Below are 17,283 nucleotides of genomic sequence, written 5' to 3' on the forward strand. Positions count from 1 at the left end.
AAACACCATGACCCGTAAGATCGCATTGATCACCGGCGCCAGCCGCGGCCTGGGCAAAAATGCCGCGCTGCACCTGGCGGCAAAAGGCGTCGACATCATCGGCACTTATCACAGCAAGGCCGACGAAGCGCAGGCATTGGTCGCACAGATCGAACAGCTGGGCGGCCGTGCTGCCATGCTGAAACTGGATGTGGGACAGAGCGCCACGTTCGGTGATTTTGTCGACGACGTTGCTGGGGTACTCAAGGAAGTTTTCGCACAGGACCACTTCGATTTCCTGATCAACAACGCCGGTATCGGCATTCACGCCAGCTTTGCCGAGACCACCGAAGCACAGTTCGACCAATTGGTGGCAATCCAATTCAAGGGCCCGTTTTTCCTGACCCAGCAGTTGTTGCCGTTGATCCGCGACGGTGGGCGCATCCTCAATGTCTCCAGTGGCCTGGCGCGCTTCAGCCTGCCTGGCTACGCCGCCTACGCCGCGATGAAAGGCGCGATGGAAGTGCTGACCCGCTATCAGGCCAAAGAACTGGGCGGCCGTGGCATCAGCGTTAACATCCTGGCCCCCGGCGCGATTGAAACCGACTTCGGCGGCGGTGCCGTGCGCGATAATGCCGAGCTCAACGCCATGGTCGCCAGCAATACTGCCTTGGGCCGCGCGGGGTTACCGGATGATATTGGCGGAGCCATCGCCAGCCTGCTCGCCGACGGTAGCGCCTGGATCACCGGCCAGCGTATCGAGGCGTCGGGCGGCATGTTTCTGTAGGAGCTTGTCGCGCAGCACGTCATACCCCCAGTGATACACATAGGTGTACGGCAGGAAAAACAGCAGTACGCCTATGTCGAGGATAAACGCCTGCACCAGACTGATGTTCAGCCAGGCGGCAATCAGCGGCACGCACACCAGGATCAACCCACCTTCAAACATCAAGGCATGCAGCACTCGGGTCCAGCCGTTGTTGGCCAGTTGCAGGCGCGCCTTGAGGCGGTCGAACAGGCCATTGAAAATCACGTTCCAGGTCAGCGCCAACAGGCTGATCGCCAGGGTGACCATGCCCATCTCCAGGGCAGGCTTGTCCATGATCCACGCCAGTAATGGGGTGCAGATCAACAACGCCAGGGCTTCGAAACCAATGGCCTGGCAAACGCGTTCAGTAATCGACTTGGTGGGGTTCATGACCCGGCTCCGTGAGTGACGATGGTTGCCATCATTAGCCTTTGACTCGATACTTCATAACCAATAACCATCGATCAAGGCGATAGTCATGGCCTCTAACGAAGTGCTGCAGGCGTTTGTGCAGGCGGCCACCCAAGGCTCGTTTTCGGCGGCGGCGCGCAAGCTCGGCAAGAGCCAGTCCACCGTCAGCGCAGCCGTGGCGGGCCTGGAGATTGACCTGGATGTGGTGCTGTTTGATCGCAGCAGCCGTAAGCCGACACTGACGCCAGCGGGCCATGTGTTATTGCAACGGGCCGAGCAGGTGCTGGAGGCCAGTAGTCGGCTGGAATTGGCGGCGAGTCAGTTGGCCCAGGGGTTGGAGCCGAAGCTGAGTATCGCCATGTCCGATACCTATCAGTCCGACCGTTTCGAGGTCGCCCTCAGCGCGTTTGAACAACGCTACCCGGACCTTGAACTGGAATGCCTGATCGCCGAATGCGAAGACCTGATCGCCCTGGTCCAAAGTGGTCGGGCGCAGATCGCGTTTATTGAACACCAGGAAGCGTACCCGCCAGACCTGACCCGCGCGCCCGTGGACGAGCGCACGGAAATCGCCCTGTTCGTGTCACCGAAACATCCGCTGGCGGGCGTTGATACCCTCACCGCGCACGCCCTGCAACAGTACCGCGAATTGCGCCTGGCAAGCATCATCAACCCGAATGAAATCCGTGCCAACGGCCGCGTCTGGTCGGCCCCCAGTTACCTGATGCTGTTGGAGATGGCCCAGTTGGGTTTCGGCTGGGCACCGATTCCGCGCTGGCTGGTGGAACGCTTTGGTGGCGGGCAACTGGTCGAACTCAAGGCTCGCGGTTGGCCGCGTTCGGTGGCCGTGGATGCACTGTGGTCACGCCACCATCCGCCGGGGCCGGCGGGGAGCTGGTTGTTGGGGAAGATGTTGGAGTGATTTTTTTCAGACAATTGAGATTAATGTGGGAGGGGCTTGCCCCCGATGACGGTGGGTCAGTCACCCAATGCAGCGACTGACACCCTGCTATCGGGGGCAAGCCCCCTCCCACATTTTTGATCTTCATTGCTTGGGGGGATTGAGTTCGGCCAGGCGGTGTTCAAGGAAATGCTTTTCCGGGATTTGCCGGGTCAGTGACAGGGCTTTTTCGTAGGCTGTCCGGGCCTCTTCCACCCGCCCCAACTGCCGGCAAAACTCGCCCCGCGCCGAATGCGCCAGGTGGTAATCCAGCAATTCCCCGCGCGCCAGAATGCCTTCCACCAACTGCAACCCCGCCAGCGGCCCTTCGCGCATGGCCACCGCCACGGCGCGGTTCAACTCGATCACCGGCGACGGCATGGCCCTGAGCAATACATCGTAGAGCCCGATAATCTGCGGCCAATCCGTTTCCCCGGCGCTGGGTGCCTCGGCATGCACCGCTGCAATCGCCGCCTGCAGGCAATACGGGCCAAAACCCCGTTGGGTCAGTGCCTGCTCCACCAGCGCACAACCTTCAGCCATCAAGCACACATCCCACCGCGAACGGTCCTGTTCATCCAACAACACCAGTTCGCCGCTGGCCGAGGTGCGCGCCGCGCGGCGGGATTCGTGCAACAGCATCAGCGCCAGCAGGCCCATCACTTCCGGCTCCGGCAGTAATTCCAGGAGCAGGCGGCCGAGGCGAATGGCTTCGCGGGTCAATTCCTCGCGCGTGAGGTCCGCGCCCATGGACGCCGAATAGCCTTCGTTGAAGACCAGGTAAATCACGCGCAGCACGCTATCGAGGCGCTCGGGCAGCTCGGCCAGTGACGGCACTTGATAAGGGATTTTGGCCTCGCGAATCTTCCCCTTGGCGCGCACGATGCGCTGGGCGATGGTGGCCGGGGTGGCCAGAAAGGCGCGGGCGATTTCTTCGGTGGTGAGGTCGCAGATCTCACGCAAGGTCAGCGCCGCCTGGGCGTCGGCCGCCAACGCTGGGTGGCAGCAGGTGAAGATCAGGCGCAGGCGGTCGTCTTCCACGTCCTCAACGCTCCAGTCGGCGGCTTCCAGTGCGTCGGCCTGCGCCTGCAACAAGGGCGCGAAACGGGCTTGGCGGCGCAGGCGGTCGATGGCCTTGAAGCGCCCGGTCGACACCAGCCAGGCCCGCGGGTTGTCCGGTACACCGTCCTGCTGCCAGCGTTCGACCGCAACGAAGAAGGCCTCGTGCAAGGCCTCTTCGGCGAGGTCGAAATCACCGAGCAGGCGGATCAGCGTAGCCAGGACGCGCCGGGATTCGCTGCGGTAAATGGCCTCGATTGCAGACGTCAATCAGGCATGCCCTGGGTCACCAAAGTCACCAGGCGGTCCAGGCTCTGGCCCCATCCGTCGTGAAAGCCCATGGCCTCGTGGGCCTGTTTGTCTTCAGCGCTCCAGTGCATGGCGCGGGCGGTGTAGAGAGTCTTGTTGCCCTCGACTTCCTGCAGGGTCACTTCGGCGGTCATGAACGGTTTGCCCGAAGGGATCCAGCCCGGCGTATAGGCGTCGGTAAACACCAAGCGTCGAGGGGCGACGATTTCCAGGAACACGCCCTGGGTCGGGTACTCACTGCCATCCGGCGCACGCATCAGGGTGCGAAACAGGCCACCGACCCACAGGTTCATTTCGCACTCGGGGGTGGTCATGCCATGGGGTCCCCACCATTGCTGCAGCAAGGCGGGCTCGGTCCAGGCGCGGAATACACGGCTGCGCGGGGCATCGATCACACGGCTGATGGACAGTTCAAATTCGGCAGGTTGCGTAGGCATGGGTAAACCTCCTGAGTCTTATGCTTATGGTTGTTGAGTTCAGAGATTCAATTCGCGCACGGGGCGCACTTCCACACTGCCGACCCGGGCGGCCGGAATGCCACCGGCCACTTGGATCGCTTCATTCAAGTCCCGCGCCTCGATCAGGTAGAACCCGGCGAGCTGTTCCTTGGTTTCGGCAAACGGCCCGTCGGTGATCGACAGCTTGCCGTTGCGCATGCGCACGGTGGTGGCGCTGCTTACCGACTCCAACGGCTCAGCGGCGAGCATCCGGCCGCTGTCCTGGATGGCCTGCGCGTAGGCGAAACACTCCGGGTCTGCGGGGCTGTCCGGCGAGGTGTGCAGCACCTGTTCGTTGCTGTAGATCAGGCAGAGGTATTTCATGTGCGTCTCCGTTTTCGCAACTATTGACTATAGTTCGCGGCACTCAAGGTTTCAGGTCGAACAGTGCCGTGCCACTTGCCATGTCAAACGGCGCCGACCAATGCTCATGCACCACCTTCCAGTCGCCGTTAAAGCATTGATAACCGGCCGTCACCCGCATCCAGCAGGCCTTCACTTCACCGTCCGGCCCGGCGCCGCCGCAGTGGGCCAGCCAGTGGGCGAATGCGCTGTCCCGGGACTCGACGATACGCAGTTCGTGAAACTCGAAAATACCTGGGCCAGGGCAGTGCTCCATGCAGGCTTCCCAGTGCGCACGGTAGGCGGCCTTGCCTTTGAATTGCAGGGCGGTCACGGCGTCGAACGAGACGATATCGTCGGCGTAATAGCTGACAATCTTATCGATATTCCGCGAAAGCACAGCGTGCTTCCATTCTTCGATCAGGGTGTTGATTGCGGTACTCATGGCGATACTCCTTCGGGTTGGAAAATCACGGAAGACACCCTTAGTCGAACGGCCTGCGGGCAAATCGACAGCCCGTTGAAAAATAATGTCGTGCAGCACAAAACCGCTAGACTGCGCCCTTCTTTGCAGCTGTTCGGACACGCCGATGCAAACCCGCCTTGTCGCCTACGAGACGCTGAATGCTGTGCAACAACAGCACGTCAGCGCCATCGAAGTTCACCCTGAGCAGTTGCCGTTTTGCGGCGACATGTATTGCGCCCTCAACTCGCTGCTGGCCAAGCCCAGCCCCGGCGTCAAGGGCTTTGCCCTGCTGGCCGACGACATTCCGGTGGCCTTCCTCCTGCTTAAACGCCCGCCCTGCCTGCCCCATTGGGCCGATGAACACAGCGCGACGCTGCATGCGTTGCAGGTGGATCGGCAGCAGCAAGGGCGTGGATTCGGCAAGGCGTGCTTGCAGGCGCTGCCGGCTGCGGCATTGCAGGCGTGGCCGCAGATCAAGGCGCTGGAGTTGTCGGTGGACACGGACAATGTGGCGGCGATGGGGCTGTATCTGGGGGCTGGATGGGTGGACAGCGGGGAGGCGTATAAGGGACGGATTGGGTATGAGCGGAGGTTGAGGTGGGTGTTGGGTCGAAACGGTGTTGGCCTGCTTTAAATGTCACGTATAGATGACTTACCCGATAAAAAGTAATGAATATTTCAGTTGTCGCTCAGCAACCCGACAGCCAAGCTCGCGCCATGCGTCTTAACCATGGCTCTGCCGAGGGGCGTGCTCCCGATGGGCTGCGCAGCAGCCCTATTCAGTGCTGCCGCATTCTTCCGGGTGAACCGCAGCGGTAGATTTTGGGGCCGCTGCGCAGCCCAACGCGGGGCGAGCCCGCTCGCCACAGAGGGACGTGTTCAGCCAGCCGGTTACTTGGCTTCCACAGGCAACCAGATCTCAACCGTGCCCGTGCCCTTGCGCCCATCAAAATCCGCGCTATAGCGCTCGAAATCCGCCCCCGCCACCTTGTAGCCCGAGTGCGGCAACCACTCGAACATGATGCGCTCGTAGGTCTGCTCCAGTGCCTGCACCGGGCCATAGTGCGGGAACACGGCGTAGTGGTGCGCAGGCAGTTCGACGAACTCGAAGTTGCTCGGCACATCGCCTTTGGACGGTACTTCCACCCCGGCCATGTAATCGAACTCACCGTGGCTGGGGTTATGGCAAACGCCGTAGCTCACCCCGCCAACGCGTTTCTTGATGTGTTTTACGCTTTCGTCGAACACACTCCACAACTTGGGGATATCCCCCACGGTCGCCTTCGAATAACGCCCTTGTACCCCGGCGATCACCAGGGCCTTGCCCTCTTCCATGCGTGGCTCTAACGGTTGTTTTGTCTGCTGATCCATCTGAACAGTCTCCTTCTTATGAGGGAACAAACCCGTATCGAGTATAGGGGCATATCCTTGCAGTACTCCATGCAGAAAATTTTCCTACGCATCTGGACAACTGGCCATCATCGACCGTATTGTCTGCCCCGCAGGCCACCGCAGTGGCCGACGTCGCTCGGACGGTTCCGGGCGCTTACGTACTCTCGAGGCAACAATGGCCGACCAAGGTTCGCCGCGCCGCTTTGCGCGCATAGATCGACTCCCCCCGTATGTTTTCAATATCACTGCCGAGCTGAAGATGGCTGCGCGTCGGCGCGGCGAAGACATCATCGACTTGAGCATGGGTAACCCCGACGGCGCCACGCCTCCCCATATCGTGGAGAAAATGGTTACCGTCGCCCAGCGTGAAGACACCCACGGCTACTCCACCTCCAAAGGCATTCCGCGTCTGCGCCGGGCGATTTCGCGCTGGTACAAAGACCGCTACGAAGTGGACATCGACCCCGAAACCGAAGCCATCGTGACCATCGGTTCCAAGGAAGGCCTGGCGCATTTGATGCTGGCGACCCTGGACCAGGGCGACACGGTACTGGTGCCCAACCCGAGCTACCCGATTCATATCTACGGTGCCGTGATTGCCGGCGCCCAGGTGCGTTCGGTACCGCTGATTCCTGGCGTGGACTTCTTCGCCGAGCTGGAACGGGCGATCCGCGGCTCGATCCCCAAGCCGAAGATGATGATCCTCGGCTTCCCGTCCAACCCGACCGCGCAGTGTGTGGAGCTGGATTTTTTCGAACGGGTGATCGCCCTGGCCAAGCAGTACGACGTGCTGGTGGTGCATGACCAGGCCTACGCCGACATCGTCTACGACGGCTGGAAAGCCCCATCGATCATGCAAGTGCCGGGCGCCAAGGACATTGCGGTGGAGTTTTTCACCCTGTCCAAGAGCTACAACATGGCCGGCTGGCGCATCGGTTTCATGGTAGGTAACCCGGAACTGGTCAACGCCCTGGCACGGATCAAGAGCTACCACGACTACGGCACCTTCACCCCGCTGCAAGTCGCCGCGATTGCTGCGTTGGAAGGCGACCAGCAGTGCGTGAAGGACATCGCCGAGCAGTACCGCCAGCGCCGCAACGTGCTGGTCAAGGGCCTGCATGAGCTGGGCTGGATGGTGGAGAATCCCAAGGCGTCGATGTACGTCTGGGCGAAGATCCCGGAAGCGTATGCCGCCATGGGTTCGCTGGAGTTTGCCAAGAAGCTGCTGCTGGAAGCGAAGGTCTGTGTGTCGCCGGGGATTGGGTTTGGCGAGTATGGGGATGATCATGTGCGCTTTGCGCTGATCGAGAACCAGGACCGGATTCGCCAGGCGGTGCGGGGGATTCGCGGGATGTTCCGGGCGGATGGGCTGGTCGCTAAAGCCTGACCCGACTAACCTGAACAAATGCGTTCAAAATGTGGGAGGGGGCTTGCCCCCTCCCACATTTGCATTGGGCTTTCACCCTTGCCTTGTGGTGTGTCGGTTAGACCACCAACGACAGCAGCATGATAAAGATCAGTGCCACAATGGACAGGATGGTCTCCATCGCCGTCCAGGTCTTGAAGGTCTCAGCCACAGTCATGTTGAAGTACTGCTTCACCAGCCAGAACCCCGCATCGTTGACGTGAGACAGGATCAACGAACCCGCCCCCGTCGCCAACACCAGCAGCTCACGGTTAACCCCGGGAATCATCCCCACCACCGGCACTACGATGCCCGCACCGGTAATGGTCGCCACGGTGGCCGAACCGGTCGCCACACGAATCACCGCCGCCACCAGCCACGCCAGCAGGATCGGGTTGATCTGCGCGTTCACCGCCATATGGCCGATCACGTCACCCACGCCGCTGGTCACCAGCATCTGCTTGAAGCCACCACCGGCACCGATGATCAGGATGATCGCGGCGGTCGGCGCAAGGCTGGCATCGAGCAGCTTGAGGATCTGCTTGGAGTGGATGCCCTGGCGGCTGCCAAAGGTGTACAGCGACAGCAGCAACGCCAGCAGCAAGGCGGTGATCGGGTGACCGATCATGTCCATCCAGTTGCGCACCACGTTGCCTTCGGCAAAGGCGATGTCGGCGAAGGTTTTGAGCAGCATCAGGAACACCGGCAACAGCACGGTGACCAGGGTGATACTGAAGCTCGGCAGGTTTTTGTTCTCAGGCTCGCGGGCCAGTTGGTCGACCAGTTCCTGGGACGGGTTGCCCGGGATGTACTTGGCGATAAACGTACCGAAGATCGGGCCAGCGATGATGGCTGTCGGCAGTGCGACGATCAGGCCGTACAGGATGGTCTTGCCGATGTCGGCGCCAAACACGCCGATGGCCAGCAGCGGGCCCGGGTGCGGCGGCACCAGGCCGTGGACTGCCGAGAGGCCGGCGAGCAGCGGGATGCCGATCTTGATCAGCGACACGCCGGTGCGGCGCGCAACGATAAACACCAGCGGGATCAGCAGCACAAAGCCGATCTCGAAGAACAGCGGAATGCCCACCAGGAACGCGGCGAACATCATGGCCCACTGGACCTTGTCCTTGCCGAAGGCGCGGATCAGGGTCTGGGCGATCTGATCGGCACCACCGGATTCGGCCATCATTTTGCCGAGCATGGTGCCCAGCGCGAGGATGATGCCGACAAAGCCGAGCACCCCGCCGAAGCCGTCCTGGAACGCCTTGATGATCTTGTCCACCGGCATGCCCGAGGTCAGGCCGAGGAAGCCTGCCGCGATGATCAGCGCAATGAACGGGTGAACCTTGAACCGGGTAATCAAGACGATCAGCCCGATGATGGTGACGACTGCATCTAACAGCAGGTACGACTCGTGGGACATGCCAAACATGGGGGGTCTCTCCTGTTTGTTGTTGTTATTAAAGCGGGTGTTGAATTTCCTGCCGGGGATAGCGCTATCTCTTCCGGCAAAAAATCAGTTGGATGGTTCAAAACCGTGCTTCAGCCACCAGGCGTTGGTCTGCTCGGCCAGTTCCTCGACGCTGTCTTCGCTGGCATTGAGGGCCAGGGTCAGCGGCTCGCCTTTGGGCGATTCAAGGGTGGCGAACTGGCTGTCGATCAGGCTGGCCGGCATGAAATGCCCGGGCCGATGAGACACGCGGTCGGCGGCGACTTCACGGGTCAACTCCAGGAATACAAACCCCAGGCCCGGCGCGGCTTCGCGCAGGTGGTCGCGGTATTTCTTTTTCAGCGCAGAGCAGGTGAGTACCGGGTGTTCACCGGCTTTGAGCGAACGGCGCAGTTCATCGCACAGGATGTCGAGCCAACCGGCGCGGTCGTCGTCGTTGAGGGGGTGGCCGGCGCTCATCTTTTCGATGTTCGCGGCAGGGTGAAAGCTGTCGCCTTCAATGGCGGTGGCGCCGTTCAACTGGCACAGGGCCTCGCTGACACTGGTCTTGCCACAGCCGGCAACACCCATGATGACCAGGGCGGTAACAGGTTGACTCATGGAACACCTCAAGACGCAGATAGCGCTACCTTTGCACGCTGTAAGGCGAGTGCAAAAACAGGCTTTTCCCGCGCCGTCTTGTCATTTTTATGGAGTGACGCGTGCATCCGCTCCAATCATTTGAACCGGATCAGGCAACCCAAAGTTCAATAATTTGCAGCCTTTTGGAGACAGCGCTACCTTAGTGCCTCGATTTTTGTTTGGCAAGCCGCCTGATGACCTCTAAGAACGATAAAAATACCCGCACCACCGGTCGCCCTACCCTCAATGAAGTCGCGCGCCTGGCCGGCGTCAGCCCGATTACCGCCTCCCGCGCGCTGCGCGGCATCAGCACCGTCGCCATCGAACTGGTGGAAAAAGTCCAGCACGCCGCTGCAGAACTCAACTACGTGGTCAACCCCGCCGCCCGCGCCCTGGCGTCGGCCCAGAGCCATTCGGTGGTGGTATTGGTGCCGTCGTTGTCCAACCTGCTGTTTATCGAAACCCTTGAAGCTATTCACCAGGTACTGCGGCCCAAGGGCTTTGAAGTGCTGATCGGCAACTCCCACTATTCGCGCGACGAAGAAGAAAACCTGCTGCGCAACTACATGGCCTACCAGCCCCGCGGGTTGCTGCTGACCGGCTTCGATCGCACCGAAAGCGCCCGACGGATGGTCGAGGCCAGCAATGTGCCGTGTGTGTACATGATGGACCTCGACCCCAACGCCGGCGTGAACTGCGTGGGCTTCTCGCAGTTGGCGGCGGGTGAAACGGCCGCCGCGCATTTGATCTCACGGGGGCGCAGGCGCCTGGCGTATATCGGCGCGCAACTGGACCAACGCACCCTGCTGCGTGGCGAAGGCTTCCGCCGGGCACTGCAACAGGCCGGCCTGTACGACCCGGCGCTGGAACTGCTGACACCACGCCCCTCCTCGGTGGGCCTGGGCGGCGAACTGTTCCTGCAACTGCTCGCTGCCCATCCGGATGTGGATGCGATCTTCTTCGGCAACGATGACCTGGCCCAGGGCGCGCTGCTCGAAGCCATGCGCCACGGCATAAAAGTGCCAGAACGCGTCGCGGTGCTGGGCTTCAACGACTTGCCGGCGTCGTCTTTCATGGTGCCGCGCCTGAGCAGTATCAGCACGCCCCGGGAAGCGATTGGGCGACGGGCGGCGGAGCATTTGTTGACGATAATGGCGGGCAACAAGATCGCCAAGCCGGTGGTGGATATGGGGTTTGAGTTGCAGGTGCGGGAAAGCACGTAGGCCCACATTTCGAGCCTGCCCGCTCGGTGGCATCGCCGTAGCTTCTCCCTCCTGCTAGATTGGCTGTTCTCCACCGCAAGGAAAGCACCATGGCACACTCACTGAAAATCCTGGGTCGCACGTCCTCCATCAACGTACGCAAAGTGCTCTGGACCTGTCAGGAACTGGGCATCGACTATGTGCGCGAAGACTGGGGCATCGGCTTCCAGCCCACCCAGTCCGCCGAATTCCTCGCCCTGAACCCCAACGCGCAGATACCGGTGCTGATCGACGACCACGGCGTGCTGTGGGAATCCAATACCATCTGCCGCTACCTCGTGGGGCTTTACCAACGCCACGACCTGCTGCCCGTCGAGCCCGCACCACGGGCCCGGGTCGAGCAGTGGATCGACTGGCAGGCCGTCGAACTCAATCGTGCCTGGGGCGATGCCTTCACCGCCCTGGTACGCAATAACCCGGACGGCCTGGACGCGGCACAGATTGCTGCCGCCGTGCAACTCTGGAACGACAAGATGGGCATCCTCGAGCAACAGTTGGCGAGGACCGGCGCCTTTGTTGCCGGCGATGAATTCACCCTCGCCGACATCCTCATCGGCCTCTCGGTGCACCGCTGGCAGATGACGCCCATGGAGCGCCCGGCCTACCCCGCGATTGCCGCCTACTACCAGCGCCTCGGCCAGCACCAGGGCTTCCAGCTCTTCGCCCTCGACGGGCATAACTAAGGACATGCACGTGAAAGGACTCACCGTACTGCTCACCGGCGCCTGCGGCAGAATCGGCAAGACGTTTTTCGACGCCTCGAAAGACCGCTACCGTTTCACCCTCACAGACCGCATCGCGGCGGATTTCGACCTGGGCAAACACCGCTTCCTGCACACCGACCTCAGCGCCTGGCTCAGCCCGCGGGATGCGGTGCACCTGCTGCAGCGTTCAGTGGAGGCCGAAGGCGTGAAACACCTGATCGCCCACGGCATTTCCAATAACCGTTTCAAGCGCCTGGACCTGAGCGAAACCACTCGGGTGTTGGGTTACCATCCGCTGGACGATGCATTTCAGACCTTCGATATCCCCATCACTGACTGAGTTTTTCCCGCCATGCCTGCACTCCCCGCTCTAGACGGCATCGACCCGATCCGCGCCGCCCATATCAGCGCGCGTATCGACCGCCTGCCCGCCGTCGCCACGGTCTGGCGCCTGGTGGCGCTGCTGTCGATCGGCGGTTTTTTCGAGCTGTATGACTTATTCCAGACCGCCTACATCAGCCCCGGCCTGATCAGTGACGGGATTTTCCACACCGGCAGCGAGGGCGTGTTTGGCTTCTCGGACCAGGCGGCATTCGCCTCGGCGACCTTCCTCGGCCTGTTCCTCGGCGCCAGCCTGCTCAGCCCCATCGCCGACCGCTTCGGACGCCGGGCGATTTTTACCTTCGCGCTGATCTGGTACACCGTCGCCACGGTGTTGATGGGCATTCAGACGTCGGCGCTGGGCATCATCGGCATGCGTTTCCTGGTGGGCATCGGCCTGGGTATCGAGCTGGTGACCATCGACGCCTATCTGTCTGAACTGGTGCCCAAGCGCATGCGCAGCTCGGCGTTTGCCTTTGCGTTTTTCATCCAGTTCCTGTCGGTGCCGGCCGTGGCGTTGATGTCGTGGTGGCTGGTGCCCCAGGCGCCGTTCGGGGTATCGGGCTGGCGCTGGGTGGTGTTGAGCAGTGCGGTGTTTGCGCTGTTTATCTGGCAACTGCGCAAGCGTCTGCCGGAATCACCGCGCTGGCTGGCGCAGAAAGGCCGCTTCGAAGAAGCCGGTACGATCATGGACAGCCTTGAGGCGCGCTGCCGGAAAGACCACGGCAAACCGCTGGATGAACCCGAACCCGAAGCGGTCAGCGTGCAAGGCAGCGGCCGTTTTGCCGACATCTGGCAACCGCCATACCGCCGCCGCGCGTTGATGCTGATTGTGTTCCATGTGTTCCAGGCTATCGGCTTTTTCGGTTTCGGCAACTGGCTGCCGGCGTTGCTCTCGGGGCAAGGCGTCAGCGTGACCCACAGCTTGCTGTACGCCTTTATCATCACCCTCGCCTACCCGCTGGGGCCGTTGCTGTTCGTGAAGGTGGCCAACCGCTTTGAAAACAAATGGCAGATCGTCGGCTCGGCCATGGGCGCGGTGATCTTCGGCAGCCTGTTCGCGTTGCAGACCACGGCGGTGGGGCTGGTGACCTGCGGGGTGATGATCACCTTCTGCAACGCCTGGCTGAGCTTCAGTTACCACTCCTACCAGAGCGAGCTGTTCCCGACCAATATCCGCGCGCGGGCGGTGGGGTTCTGCTATTCGTTCAGCCGCTTGTCGACGGTGTTCAGCAGCCTGTTGATCGGTTTTATCCTCGAACACCTGGGCACACCCGGTGTGCTGGCGTTTATTGCCAGCAGCATGCTGATCGTGATGATCACCATCGGTTGGTTCGGCCCGCGTACGCGCAACCTGGCCTTGGAAAATATCGCCCATTGACGGCAACGGTTGGCCGCCTGCGGGACAATGTTTGCCGCGGCGGCCAGGCCAAATCCAGTAAAACCGGGGGTTATCGGACCCGGCATGTTATTTGCTCCCGCTATGGCACCGAACATTTTCCCAGGTGACCGATCATGCTGGTTAACAACAACACCCAAGCCGTGTCGACCATTCAAAAGATCACGCGGCCCGACATGGACCCTGCCAACGCCGCCGCCAGCACGCTGTACAGCGGTGCCCTGCAAGCGGCGCAGCAAAGCGTGACCCTGCCGGCCGCCCAGAAGGATCTGGACAAAGCGGGCGATCGCATCGACGAAGCTTTCGCCAAGACCCGCGTGCAGTTGCAGGCCAGCACTGCGGCCACCACGGCGACGACGGATGTACCCGCCACCAGCTCCGCCCGTGCAGACTTCACCGATTACATGAGCAAAACCCCGGCCGAGCGAATCCGTGAGCAATTGCTCAAGGAGCAGGGGTTGACCGAGGCGGATGTGCAGAACATGTCGCAGGAAAAACAGGACGCCATTTCCAAGCAAGTGGCTGAGCGCTTGAAGCAGCAGCAAGAGCAGCAGGTAGCGGCGAAGACTGTTGAGCCGCAGGCGCGAACTGTAAAAGAAACCCTGGCTGCAATCTAAGTCACAGGCGGGACGCCGAGCGTCCCTGGCGGCATTCCCACGCGGGTGCGTGGGAATGATCATTAACTCAGTGACCGAACAGGCCTGTCTCGGTTTTCTTGGCTTTCTTGTCGGCGCGTTTTTCGTCGGCGGTCTTTGCCGGTTTCTTCTTCGCGGCTTTCTTTGAATCCATACCTTTGGCCATGATGCATGCTCCACTTACAGGGGATGTAACACTGGGTATACCACCTATTGCCGCACAGAAGGCGCTTATAATCCCCGGCCCTTGATTATGTCGCCCACACACCATGCCCGAACTGCACATCGAACCCCTGGCTGAGCCACTGTGGCCGCTGCTGAACAAGTTTTATCGCAGCCATCACTCACCGATGAAGGCGCTCAAGGGCGGGCGTTTATGGGTAGCGCGCGACAGCGAAATTGTCGCCGGTCTGTGCCTGACGCCCGTGGTCGGCGGACAGTGGTTGACCGGCGTGTTTGTCGACCCGGCGTATCGCGGTCAAGGGTTGGCGGGGCGATTGATAGCTTCGGCGGCGGCCGAGGTGCAAGGCACGCTGTGGTTGTTGTGCCATCCGGACCTGGAGGGTTTGTATCAGCGCATGGGTTTCACCCAGGACACGCTATTGCCGCAATCGCTTAGCGAGCGGCTGGTGCGCTACAAGCGCAACAAACCCATGATCGCGATGGGCTTAGATCGTTTAGTGAGGTCGTCCTAGGATAATGTGTGATCGCCCCGTATGGACCCTATGCTAGCCTCGGCGACACAGTGGCCCATTTTTCGGATGATCATGAAAGCGACCTTTGCAGCTCTGTCCCTTACCGCCCTCCTCGTCCCCACTTTCAGCCAGGCCGCCGACACACCGATCAGCGCCCAGCAATACGCCAGCGTGTTGGCCGGCAATTGGCGCGACCCGGCCAACAGCGCTCGCGATGGTTATCGCCACCCGCAGCAGACCTTGGAATTCTTTGGCCTGGGCGCCAGGCAGACCGTGATCGAAATTACCCCAGGGGGCGGTTGGTACAGCGAACTGCTGGCGCCGTTGCTCAAGGATCACGGGCATTACATCGCCGCCGTGCAAGCGCCGAGCAGCAGCGCCTATGCGCGCACGTCCGAAGAGAACCTGAAAAACAAATTCGCCGCCGACCCGACGCGCTATGCCAAGGCCGACGTGGTCGAGTTCGACCCCAAGGCACCGGTGTTCGGCAAACCTGCTTCGGCGGATACCGTGCTGACGTTCCGCAATGTGCATAACTGGGTGCTGGCCGATACCGCCGAGGCCACGTTCCGCGGGTTCTACAAGGTGTTGAAACCGGGTGGCGTGCTGGGTGTGGAAGATCACCGGGCCAAGGACGGGGCCGAGCTGGAGGCGATCAAGGACAGCGGTTACCTGACCACCGCCCAGGTGGTGAAACTGGCCACCGATGCGGGGTTCAAGCTGGCTGGCCAGAGTGAGGTCAACGCCAACCCGAAGGACACCAAGGATTATCCCGCTGGTGTGTGGACGTTGCCGCCGACGTTGAAGTTGGGGGAGCAGGACAAGGCGAAATATGTGGCGATTGGCGAGTCGGACCGGATGACGTTGCGGTTCGTCAAACCGGCCAAATAACCTGGCCTCAAATGCAAATCAAATGTGGGAAGGGCGGTGCGACGATTCGACTTGCCCCATCCCACATTTTGATCTCAACGGGTCGGCGATTACTCGTCAGCGGTTGGGTCCAGATCGGGAAACATCACTTCAATAAAGCCGAACTTGCTGAAGTCGGTAATCCGCGAGGGGTACAGCCGGCCGATCAGGTGATCGCATTCATGCTGCACCACCCGCGCGTGGAAGCCATCGGCAAAACGTACGATCGGCTCACCCTTCGGATCAAAACCCTCGTAGCGAATCTGCTGGTAACGGTCCACCGCGCCACGCAGTCCGGGCACCGACAGGCAGCCTTCATAGCCTTCTTCCAACACCGGACTGAGCGGCGTGATCAATGGGTTGATCAGGATGGTCTGCGGCACCGGCGGCGCATCCGGGTAGCGCTCGCTGGCTTCGAACCCAAAGATCACCAGTTGCAGGTCGACGCCAATCTGCGGGGCGGCCAGGCCGACGCCGCCCACGTGCTCCATGGTCTGGAACATGTCGTCGATCAATTGCCACAGTTCGGGGCTGTCGAACATTTCCGGCGGTACAGGCGGGGCGATACGCAGCAGGCGCTCATCGCCCATTTTCAGGATTTCACGGATCATCGATCAGACTTCGTCGGGAGTGGGTTTGGAGTGGTCGCGGCCAAGGCCGGAGACATGTTGTTTTTCGTGCGCGGGCGCGGGCTCATCGAAATCCTTTGCGCCTGGCGCCTTGCCTTCGGCCGACATGTGCTCGATCACGGCATTCATCTCCGCCCCCAGCAAAAGCACGGCGGCGGAAATGTAGAAGTACAGGAGCAGCACGATGATCGCACCGATGCTGCCATACATGGCGTTGTAGTCGGCAAAGGTTTTGACGTAATAGCCAAAACCAAGGGAGGCGACGATCCACACCACCACCGCGAGCACCGAACCCGGGGTGATAAAGCGAAACTCCTGCTCGACGTCCGGCATCACGTAATACATGAGGGCCACGGCGAACATCAGCAGGATCACAATCAGCGGCCATCGCACGATGGTCCACAGGGTGACCACGAACTCCTGCATGCCAATCTGGCCGGCCAGCCACTCCATCACCTGTGGGCCGAGCACCATCAGCGCGGCGGCGGCCAGCAGCATGCCGGCGATGCCGATGGTGTAGAAAATCGATAACGGAAAACGCTTCCAGATCGGCCGGCCTTCCACCACATCGTACGCAGCGTTCATGGCGCTCATCATCAGGCGCACGCCAGCGGAGGCGGTCCACAGGGCAATCACGATACCCACCGAGAGCAAGCCGCCCTTGGATTGCTGCAACTGGTCGATCACCGGGTTGACCTGCTCCAGGGCCTGGGGCGGCAACACCAGCTCCGACTGCAGGCGCAGCCAGGTGAAAAAGTCCGGCAGGTGCAGGAAACCGATCAGGGCGATAAGGAACAGCAAGAAGGGAAACAACGAGAACAGCATCTGGTAGGCCAGTGCCGAGGCGTAGGTGGACATCTCGTCATCGACGAATTCCTTGACGGTACGCACCAGCACCTTGTGCAGCTTGAGACCATCGAGAACCGGAAAGATCATAGCGTCTCCTTTCGCCGCAAAGAGGGTAAGTTCGTGGGCGACTCAGGGGCCGTT

The 17,283-nt window shown here is 61.1% G+C and carries 21 protein-coding genes; 11 read left to right on the forward strand and 10 right to left on the reverse strand.

The window, feature by feature from the left end; genetic code table 11:
* The first annotated feature begins 7 nt into the window (after positions 1 to 7).
* Positions 8 to 766 carry an SDR family NAD(P)-dependent oxidoreductase gene (locus ACHPFG_RS24850; RefSeq protein WP_431700690.1) on the forward strand — a complete coding sequence of 253 codons (759 nt, stop codon included), beginning with the start codon at positions 8 to 10 and terminating at the stop codon, positions 764 to 766.
* Here ACHPFG_RS24850 and ACHPFG_RS24855 read toward each other — a convergent pair.
* Positions 665 to 1,177 (reverse strand): multidrug/biocide efflux PACE transporter, encoded by a 513-nt coding sequence (locus ACHPFG_RS24855; protein WP_431700691.1) that lies wholly within the window; start codon positions 1,175 to 1,177, stop codon positions 665 to 667. The genes ACHPFG_RS24850 and ACHPFG_RS24855 overlap by 102 nt on opposite strands.
* A gap of 88 nt (positions 1,178 to 1,265) precedes the next feature.
* Here ACHPFG_RS24855 and ACHPFG_RS24860 point away from each other — a divergent pair, with 88 nt between their 5' ends.
* Positions 1,266 to 2,120 (forward strand): LysR family transcriptional regulator, encoded by an 855-nt coding sequence (locus ACHPFG_RS24860; RefSeq protein WP_431700692.1) that lies wholly within the window; start codon positions 1,266 to 1,268, stop codon positions 2,118 to 2,120.
* A gap of 123 nt (positions 2,121 to 2,243) precedes the next feature.
* Here ACHPFG_RS24860 and ACHPFG_RS24865 read toward each other — a convergent pair whose 3' ends face one another.
* Genes ACHPFG_RS24865 through ACHPFG_RS24880 form a run of 4 tightly spaced genes read right to left on the reverse strand, consistent with a single transcriptional unit; the run spans position 2,244 to position 4,790 of the window.
* Complete coding sequence (locus tag ACHPFG_RS24865) at positions 2,244 to 3,467, reverse strand: RNA polymerase sigma factor (RefSeq protein ID WP_431700693.1); 1,224 nt, start codon at positions 3,465 to 3,467, stop codon at positions 2,244 to 2,246.
* Positions 3,464 to 3,943, reverse strand: coding sequence for an SRPBCC family protein (locus tag ACHPFG_RS24870; protein WP_131697831.1), 480 nt, complete (start codon positions 3,941 to 3,943; stop codon positions 3,464 to 3,466). The genes ACHPFG_RS24865 and ACHPFG_RS24870 overlap by 4 nt, the downstream gene beginning before the upstream one ends.
* Before the next feature lie 39 nt (positions 3,944 to 3,982).
* Positions 3,983 to 4,327 (reverse strand): YciI family protein, encoded by a 345-nt coding sequence (locus tag ACHPFG_RS24875; protein ID WP_431700694.1) that lies wholly within the window; start codon positions 4,325 to 4,327, stop codon positions 3,983 to 3,985.
* 43 nt (positions 4,328 to 4,370) lie between these two features.
* On the reverse strand, positions 4,371 to 4,790 hold the full coding sequence (locus tag ACHPFG_RS24880) for a YybH family protein (protein ID WP_167655086.1): 420 nt from the start codon (positions 4,788 to 4,790) through the stop codon (positions 4,371 to 4,373).
* Positions 4,791 to 4,935: 145 nt separating this feature from the next.
* Here ACHPFG_RS24880 and ACHPFG_RS24885 point away from each other — a divergent pair, with 145 nt between their 5' ends.
* On the forward strand, positions 4,936 to 5,445 hold the full coding sequence (locus ACHPFG_RS24885; protein WP_431700695.1) for a GNAT family N-acetyltransferase: 510 nt from the start codon (positions 4,936 to 4,938) through the stop codon (positions 5,443 to 5,445).
* 257 nt (positions 5,446 to 5,702) lie between these two features.
* Here the strand turns inward: ACHPFG_RS24885 and ACHPFG_RS24890 are convergent, their stop codons facing one another.
* Positions 5,703 to 6,182 carry a GyrI-like domain-containing protein gene (locus tag ACHPFG_RS24890; RefSeq protein WP_339453283.1) on the reverse strand — a complete coding sequence of 160 codons (480 nt, stop codon included), beginning with the start codon at positions 6,180 to 6,182 and terminating at the stop codon, positions 5,703 to 5,705.
* Between the two features lie 196 nt (positions 6,183 to 6,378).
* On the opposite strand from ACHPFG_RS24890, the gene alaC reads away from it, so the two are divergent.
* Positions 6,379 to 7,590 carry an alanine transaminase gene (gene alaC / locus ACHPFG_RS24895; protein WP_431700696.1) on the forward strand — a complete coding sequence of 404 codons (1,212 nt, stop codon included), beginning with the start codon at positions 6,379 to 6,381 and terminating at the stop codon, positions 7,588 to 7,590.
* A 97-nt stretch (positions 7,591 to 7,687) separates the two neighbouring features.
* On the opposite strand, the gene ACHPFG_RS24900 is transcribed toward alaC, so the two are convergent.
* On the reverse strand, positions 7,688 to 9,040 hold the full coding sequence (locus ACHPFG_RS24900) for a GntP family permease (RefSeq protein ID WP_131697836.1): 1,353 nt from the start codon (positions 9,038 to 9,040) through the stop codon (positions 7,688 to 7,690).
* 84 nt (positions 9,041 to 9,124) lie between these two features.
* A complete protein-coding gene (locus ACHPFG_RS24905; RefSeq protein WP_145337900.1) occupies positions 9,125 to 9,658 on the reverse strand; it encodes a gluconokinase in 534 nt (177 codons plus the stop codon).
* Positions 9,659 to 9,870: 212 nt separating this feature from the next.
* On the opposite strand from ACHPFG_RS24905, the gene ACHPFG_RS24910 reads away from it, so the two are divergent.
* The 7 genes from ACHPFG_RS24910 (at position 9,871) to ACHPFG_RS24940 (ending at position 15,646) form a co-directional block, all read left to right on the forward strand.
* Positions 9,871 to 10,902, forward strand: coding sequence for a LacI family DNA-binding transcriptional regulator (locus ACHPFG_RS24910; RefSeq protein ID WP_431703520.1), 1,032 nt, complete (start codon positions 9,871 to 9,873; stop codon positions 10,900 to 10,902).
* 89 nt (positions 10,903 to 10,991) lie between these two features.
* On the forward strand, positions 10,992 to 11,624 hold the full coding sequence (locus ACHPFG_RS24915) for a glutathione S-transferase family protein (protein WP_131697839.1): 633 nt from the start codon (positions 10,992 to 10,994) through the stop codon (positions 11,622 to 11,624).
* 10 nt (positions 11,625 to 11,634) lie between these two features.
* Positions 11,635 to 11,985, forward strand: a complete 351-nt coding sequence (locus ACHPFG_RS24920) for a hypothetical protein (RefSeq protein ID WP_431700697.1) — start codon at positions 11,635 to 11,637, stop codon at positions 11,983 to 11,985.
* Positions 11,986 to 11,997: 12 nt separating this feature from the next.
* Positions 11,998 to 13,407 carry an MFS transporter gene (locus ACHPFG_RS24925; RefSeq protein WP_431700698.1) on the forward strand — a complete coding sequence of 470 codons (1,410 nt, stop codon included), beginning with the start codon at positions 11,998 to 12,000 and terminating at the stop codon, positions 13,405 to 13,407.
* Positions 13,408 to 13,541: 134 nt separating this feature from the next.
* Complete coding sequence (locus tag ACHPFG_RS24930; RefSeq protein WP_431700699.1) at positions 13,542 to 14,042, forward strand: hypothetical protein; 501 nt, start codon at positions 13,542 to 13,544, stop codon at positions 14,040 to 14,042.
* A 287-nt stretch (positions 14,043 to 14,329) separates the two neighbouring features.
* A complete protein-coding gene (locus tag ACHPFG_RS24935) occupies positions 14,330 to 14,755 on the forward strand; it encodes a GNAT family N-acetyltransferase (protein ID WP_431700700.1) in 426 nt (141 codons plus the stop codon).
* A gap of 72 nt (positions 14,756 to 14,827) precedes the next feature.
* On the forward strand, positions 14,828 to 15,646 hold the full coding sequence (locus ACHPFG_RS24940; RefSeq protein WP_431700701.1) for a class I SAM-dependent methyltransferase: 819 nt from the start codon (positions 14,828 to 14,830) through the stop codon (positions 15,644 to 15,646).
* Between the two features lie 89 nt (positions 15,647 to 15,735).
* On the opposite strand, the gene def is transcribed toward ACHPFG_RS24940, so the two are convergent.
* Together def and ACHPFG_RS24950 are read right to left on the reverse strand one after the other, a co-directional pair.
* Entirely contained in the window at positions 15,736 to 16,275 is a 540-nt protein-coding gene (def, locus tag ACHPFG_RS24945) for a peptide deformylase (RefSeq protein WP_145337891.1), read from the reverse strand.
* 3 nt (positions 16,276 to 16,278) lie between these two features.
* Entirely contained in the window at positions 16,279 to 17,229 is a 951-nt protein-coding gene (locus ACHPFG_RS24950) for a YihY/virulence factor BrkB family protein (protein ID WP_431700702.1), read from the reverse strand.
* Positions 17,230 to 17,283 lie beyond the last annotated feature (54 nt).

This window comes from Pseudomonas sp. BR20 (assembly GCF_050780135.1).
Lineage (GTDB): Bacteria > Pseudomonadota > Gammaproteobacteria > Pseudomonadales > Pseudomonadaceae > Aquipseudomonas.

Excerpts from the sequence above, each read along its gene's own strand:
- ACHPFG_RS24860 (WP_431700692.1), top strand. The coding sequence starts at position 1,266 with ATGGCCTCTAACGAAGTGCTGCAGGCGTTTGTGCAGGCGGCCACCCAA.
- ACHPFG_RS24850 (WP_431700690.1), top strand. The coding sequence starts at position 8 with ATGACCCGTAAGATCGCATTGATCACCGGCGCCAGCCGCGGCCTGGGC.
- ACHPFG_RS24880 (WP_167655086.1), bottom strand. The coding sequence starts at position 4,790 with ATGAGTACCGCAATCAACACCCTGATCGAAGAATGGAAGCACGCTGTG.
- ACHPFG_RS24940 (WP_431700701.1), top strand. The coding sequence starts at position 14,828 with ATGAAAGCGACCTTTGCAGCTCTGTCCCTTACCGCCCTCCTCGTCCCC.
- ACHPFG_RS24900 (WP_131697836.1), bottom strand. The coding sequence starts at position 9,040 with ATGTTTGGCATGTCCCACGAGTCGTACCTGCTGTTAGATGCAGTCGTC.
- ACHPFG_RS24890 (WP_339453283.1), bottom strand. The coding sequence starts at position 6,182 with ATGGATCAGCAGACAAAACAACCGTTAGAGCCACGCATGGAAGAGGGC.
- def (WP_145337891.1), bottom strand. The coding sequence starts at position 16,275 with ATGATCCGTGAAATCCTGAAAATGGGCGATGAGCGCCTGCTGCGTATC.
- ACHPFG_RS24885 (WP_431700695.1), top strand. The coding sequence starts at position 4,936 with ATGCAAACCCGCCTTGTCGCCTACGAGACGCTGAATGCTGTGCAACAA.
- alaC (WP_431700696.1), top strand. The coding sequence starts at position 6,379 with ATGGCCGACCAAGGTTCGCCGCGCCGCTTTGCGCGCATAGATCGACTC.
- ACHPFG_RS24870 (WP_131697831.1), bottom strand. The coding sequence starts at position 3,943 with ATGCCTACGCAACCTGCCGAATTTGAACTGTCCATCAGCCGTGTGATC.
- ACHPFG_RS24950 (WP_431700702.1), bottom strand. The coding sequence starts at position 17,229 with ATGATCTTTCCGGTTCTCGATGGTCTCAAGCTGCACAAGGTGCTGGTG.
- ACHPFG_RS24875 (WP_431700694.1), bottom strand. The coding sequence starts at position 4,327 with ATGAAATACCTCTGCCTGATCTACAGCAACGAACAGGTGCTGCACACC.
- ACHPFG_RS24930 (WP_431700699.1), top strand. The coding sequence starts at position 13,542 with ATGCTGGTTAACAACAACACCCAAGCCGTGTCGACCATTCAAAAGATC.
- ACHPFG_RS24905 (WP_145337900.1), bottom strand. The coding sequence starts at position 9,658 with ATGAGTCAACCTGTTACCGCCCTGGTCATCATGGGTGTTGCCGGCTGT.
- ACHPFG_RS24915 (WP_131697839.1), top strand. The coding sequence starts at position 10,992 with ATGGCACACTCACTGAAAATCCTGGGTCGCACGTCCTCCATCAACGTA.
- ACHPFG_RS24855 (WP_431700691.1), bottom strand. The coding sequence starts at position 1,177 with ATGAACCCCACCAAGTCGATTACTGAACGCGTTTGCCAGGCCATTGGT.
- ACHPFG_RS24925 (WP_431700698.1), top strand. The coding sequence starts at position 11,998 with ATGCCTGCACTCCCCGCTCTAGACGGCATCGACCCGATCCGCGCCGCC.
- ACHPFG_RS24935 (WP_431700700.1), top strand. The coding sequence starts at position 14,330 with ATGCCCGAACTGCACATCGAACCCCTGGCTGAGCCACTGTGGCCGCTG.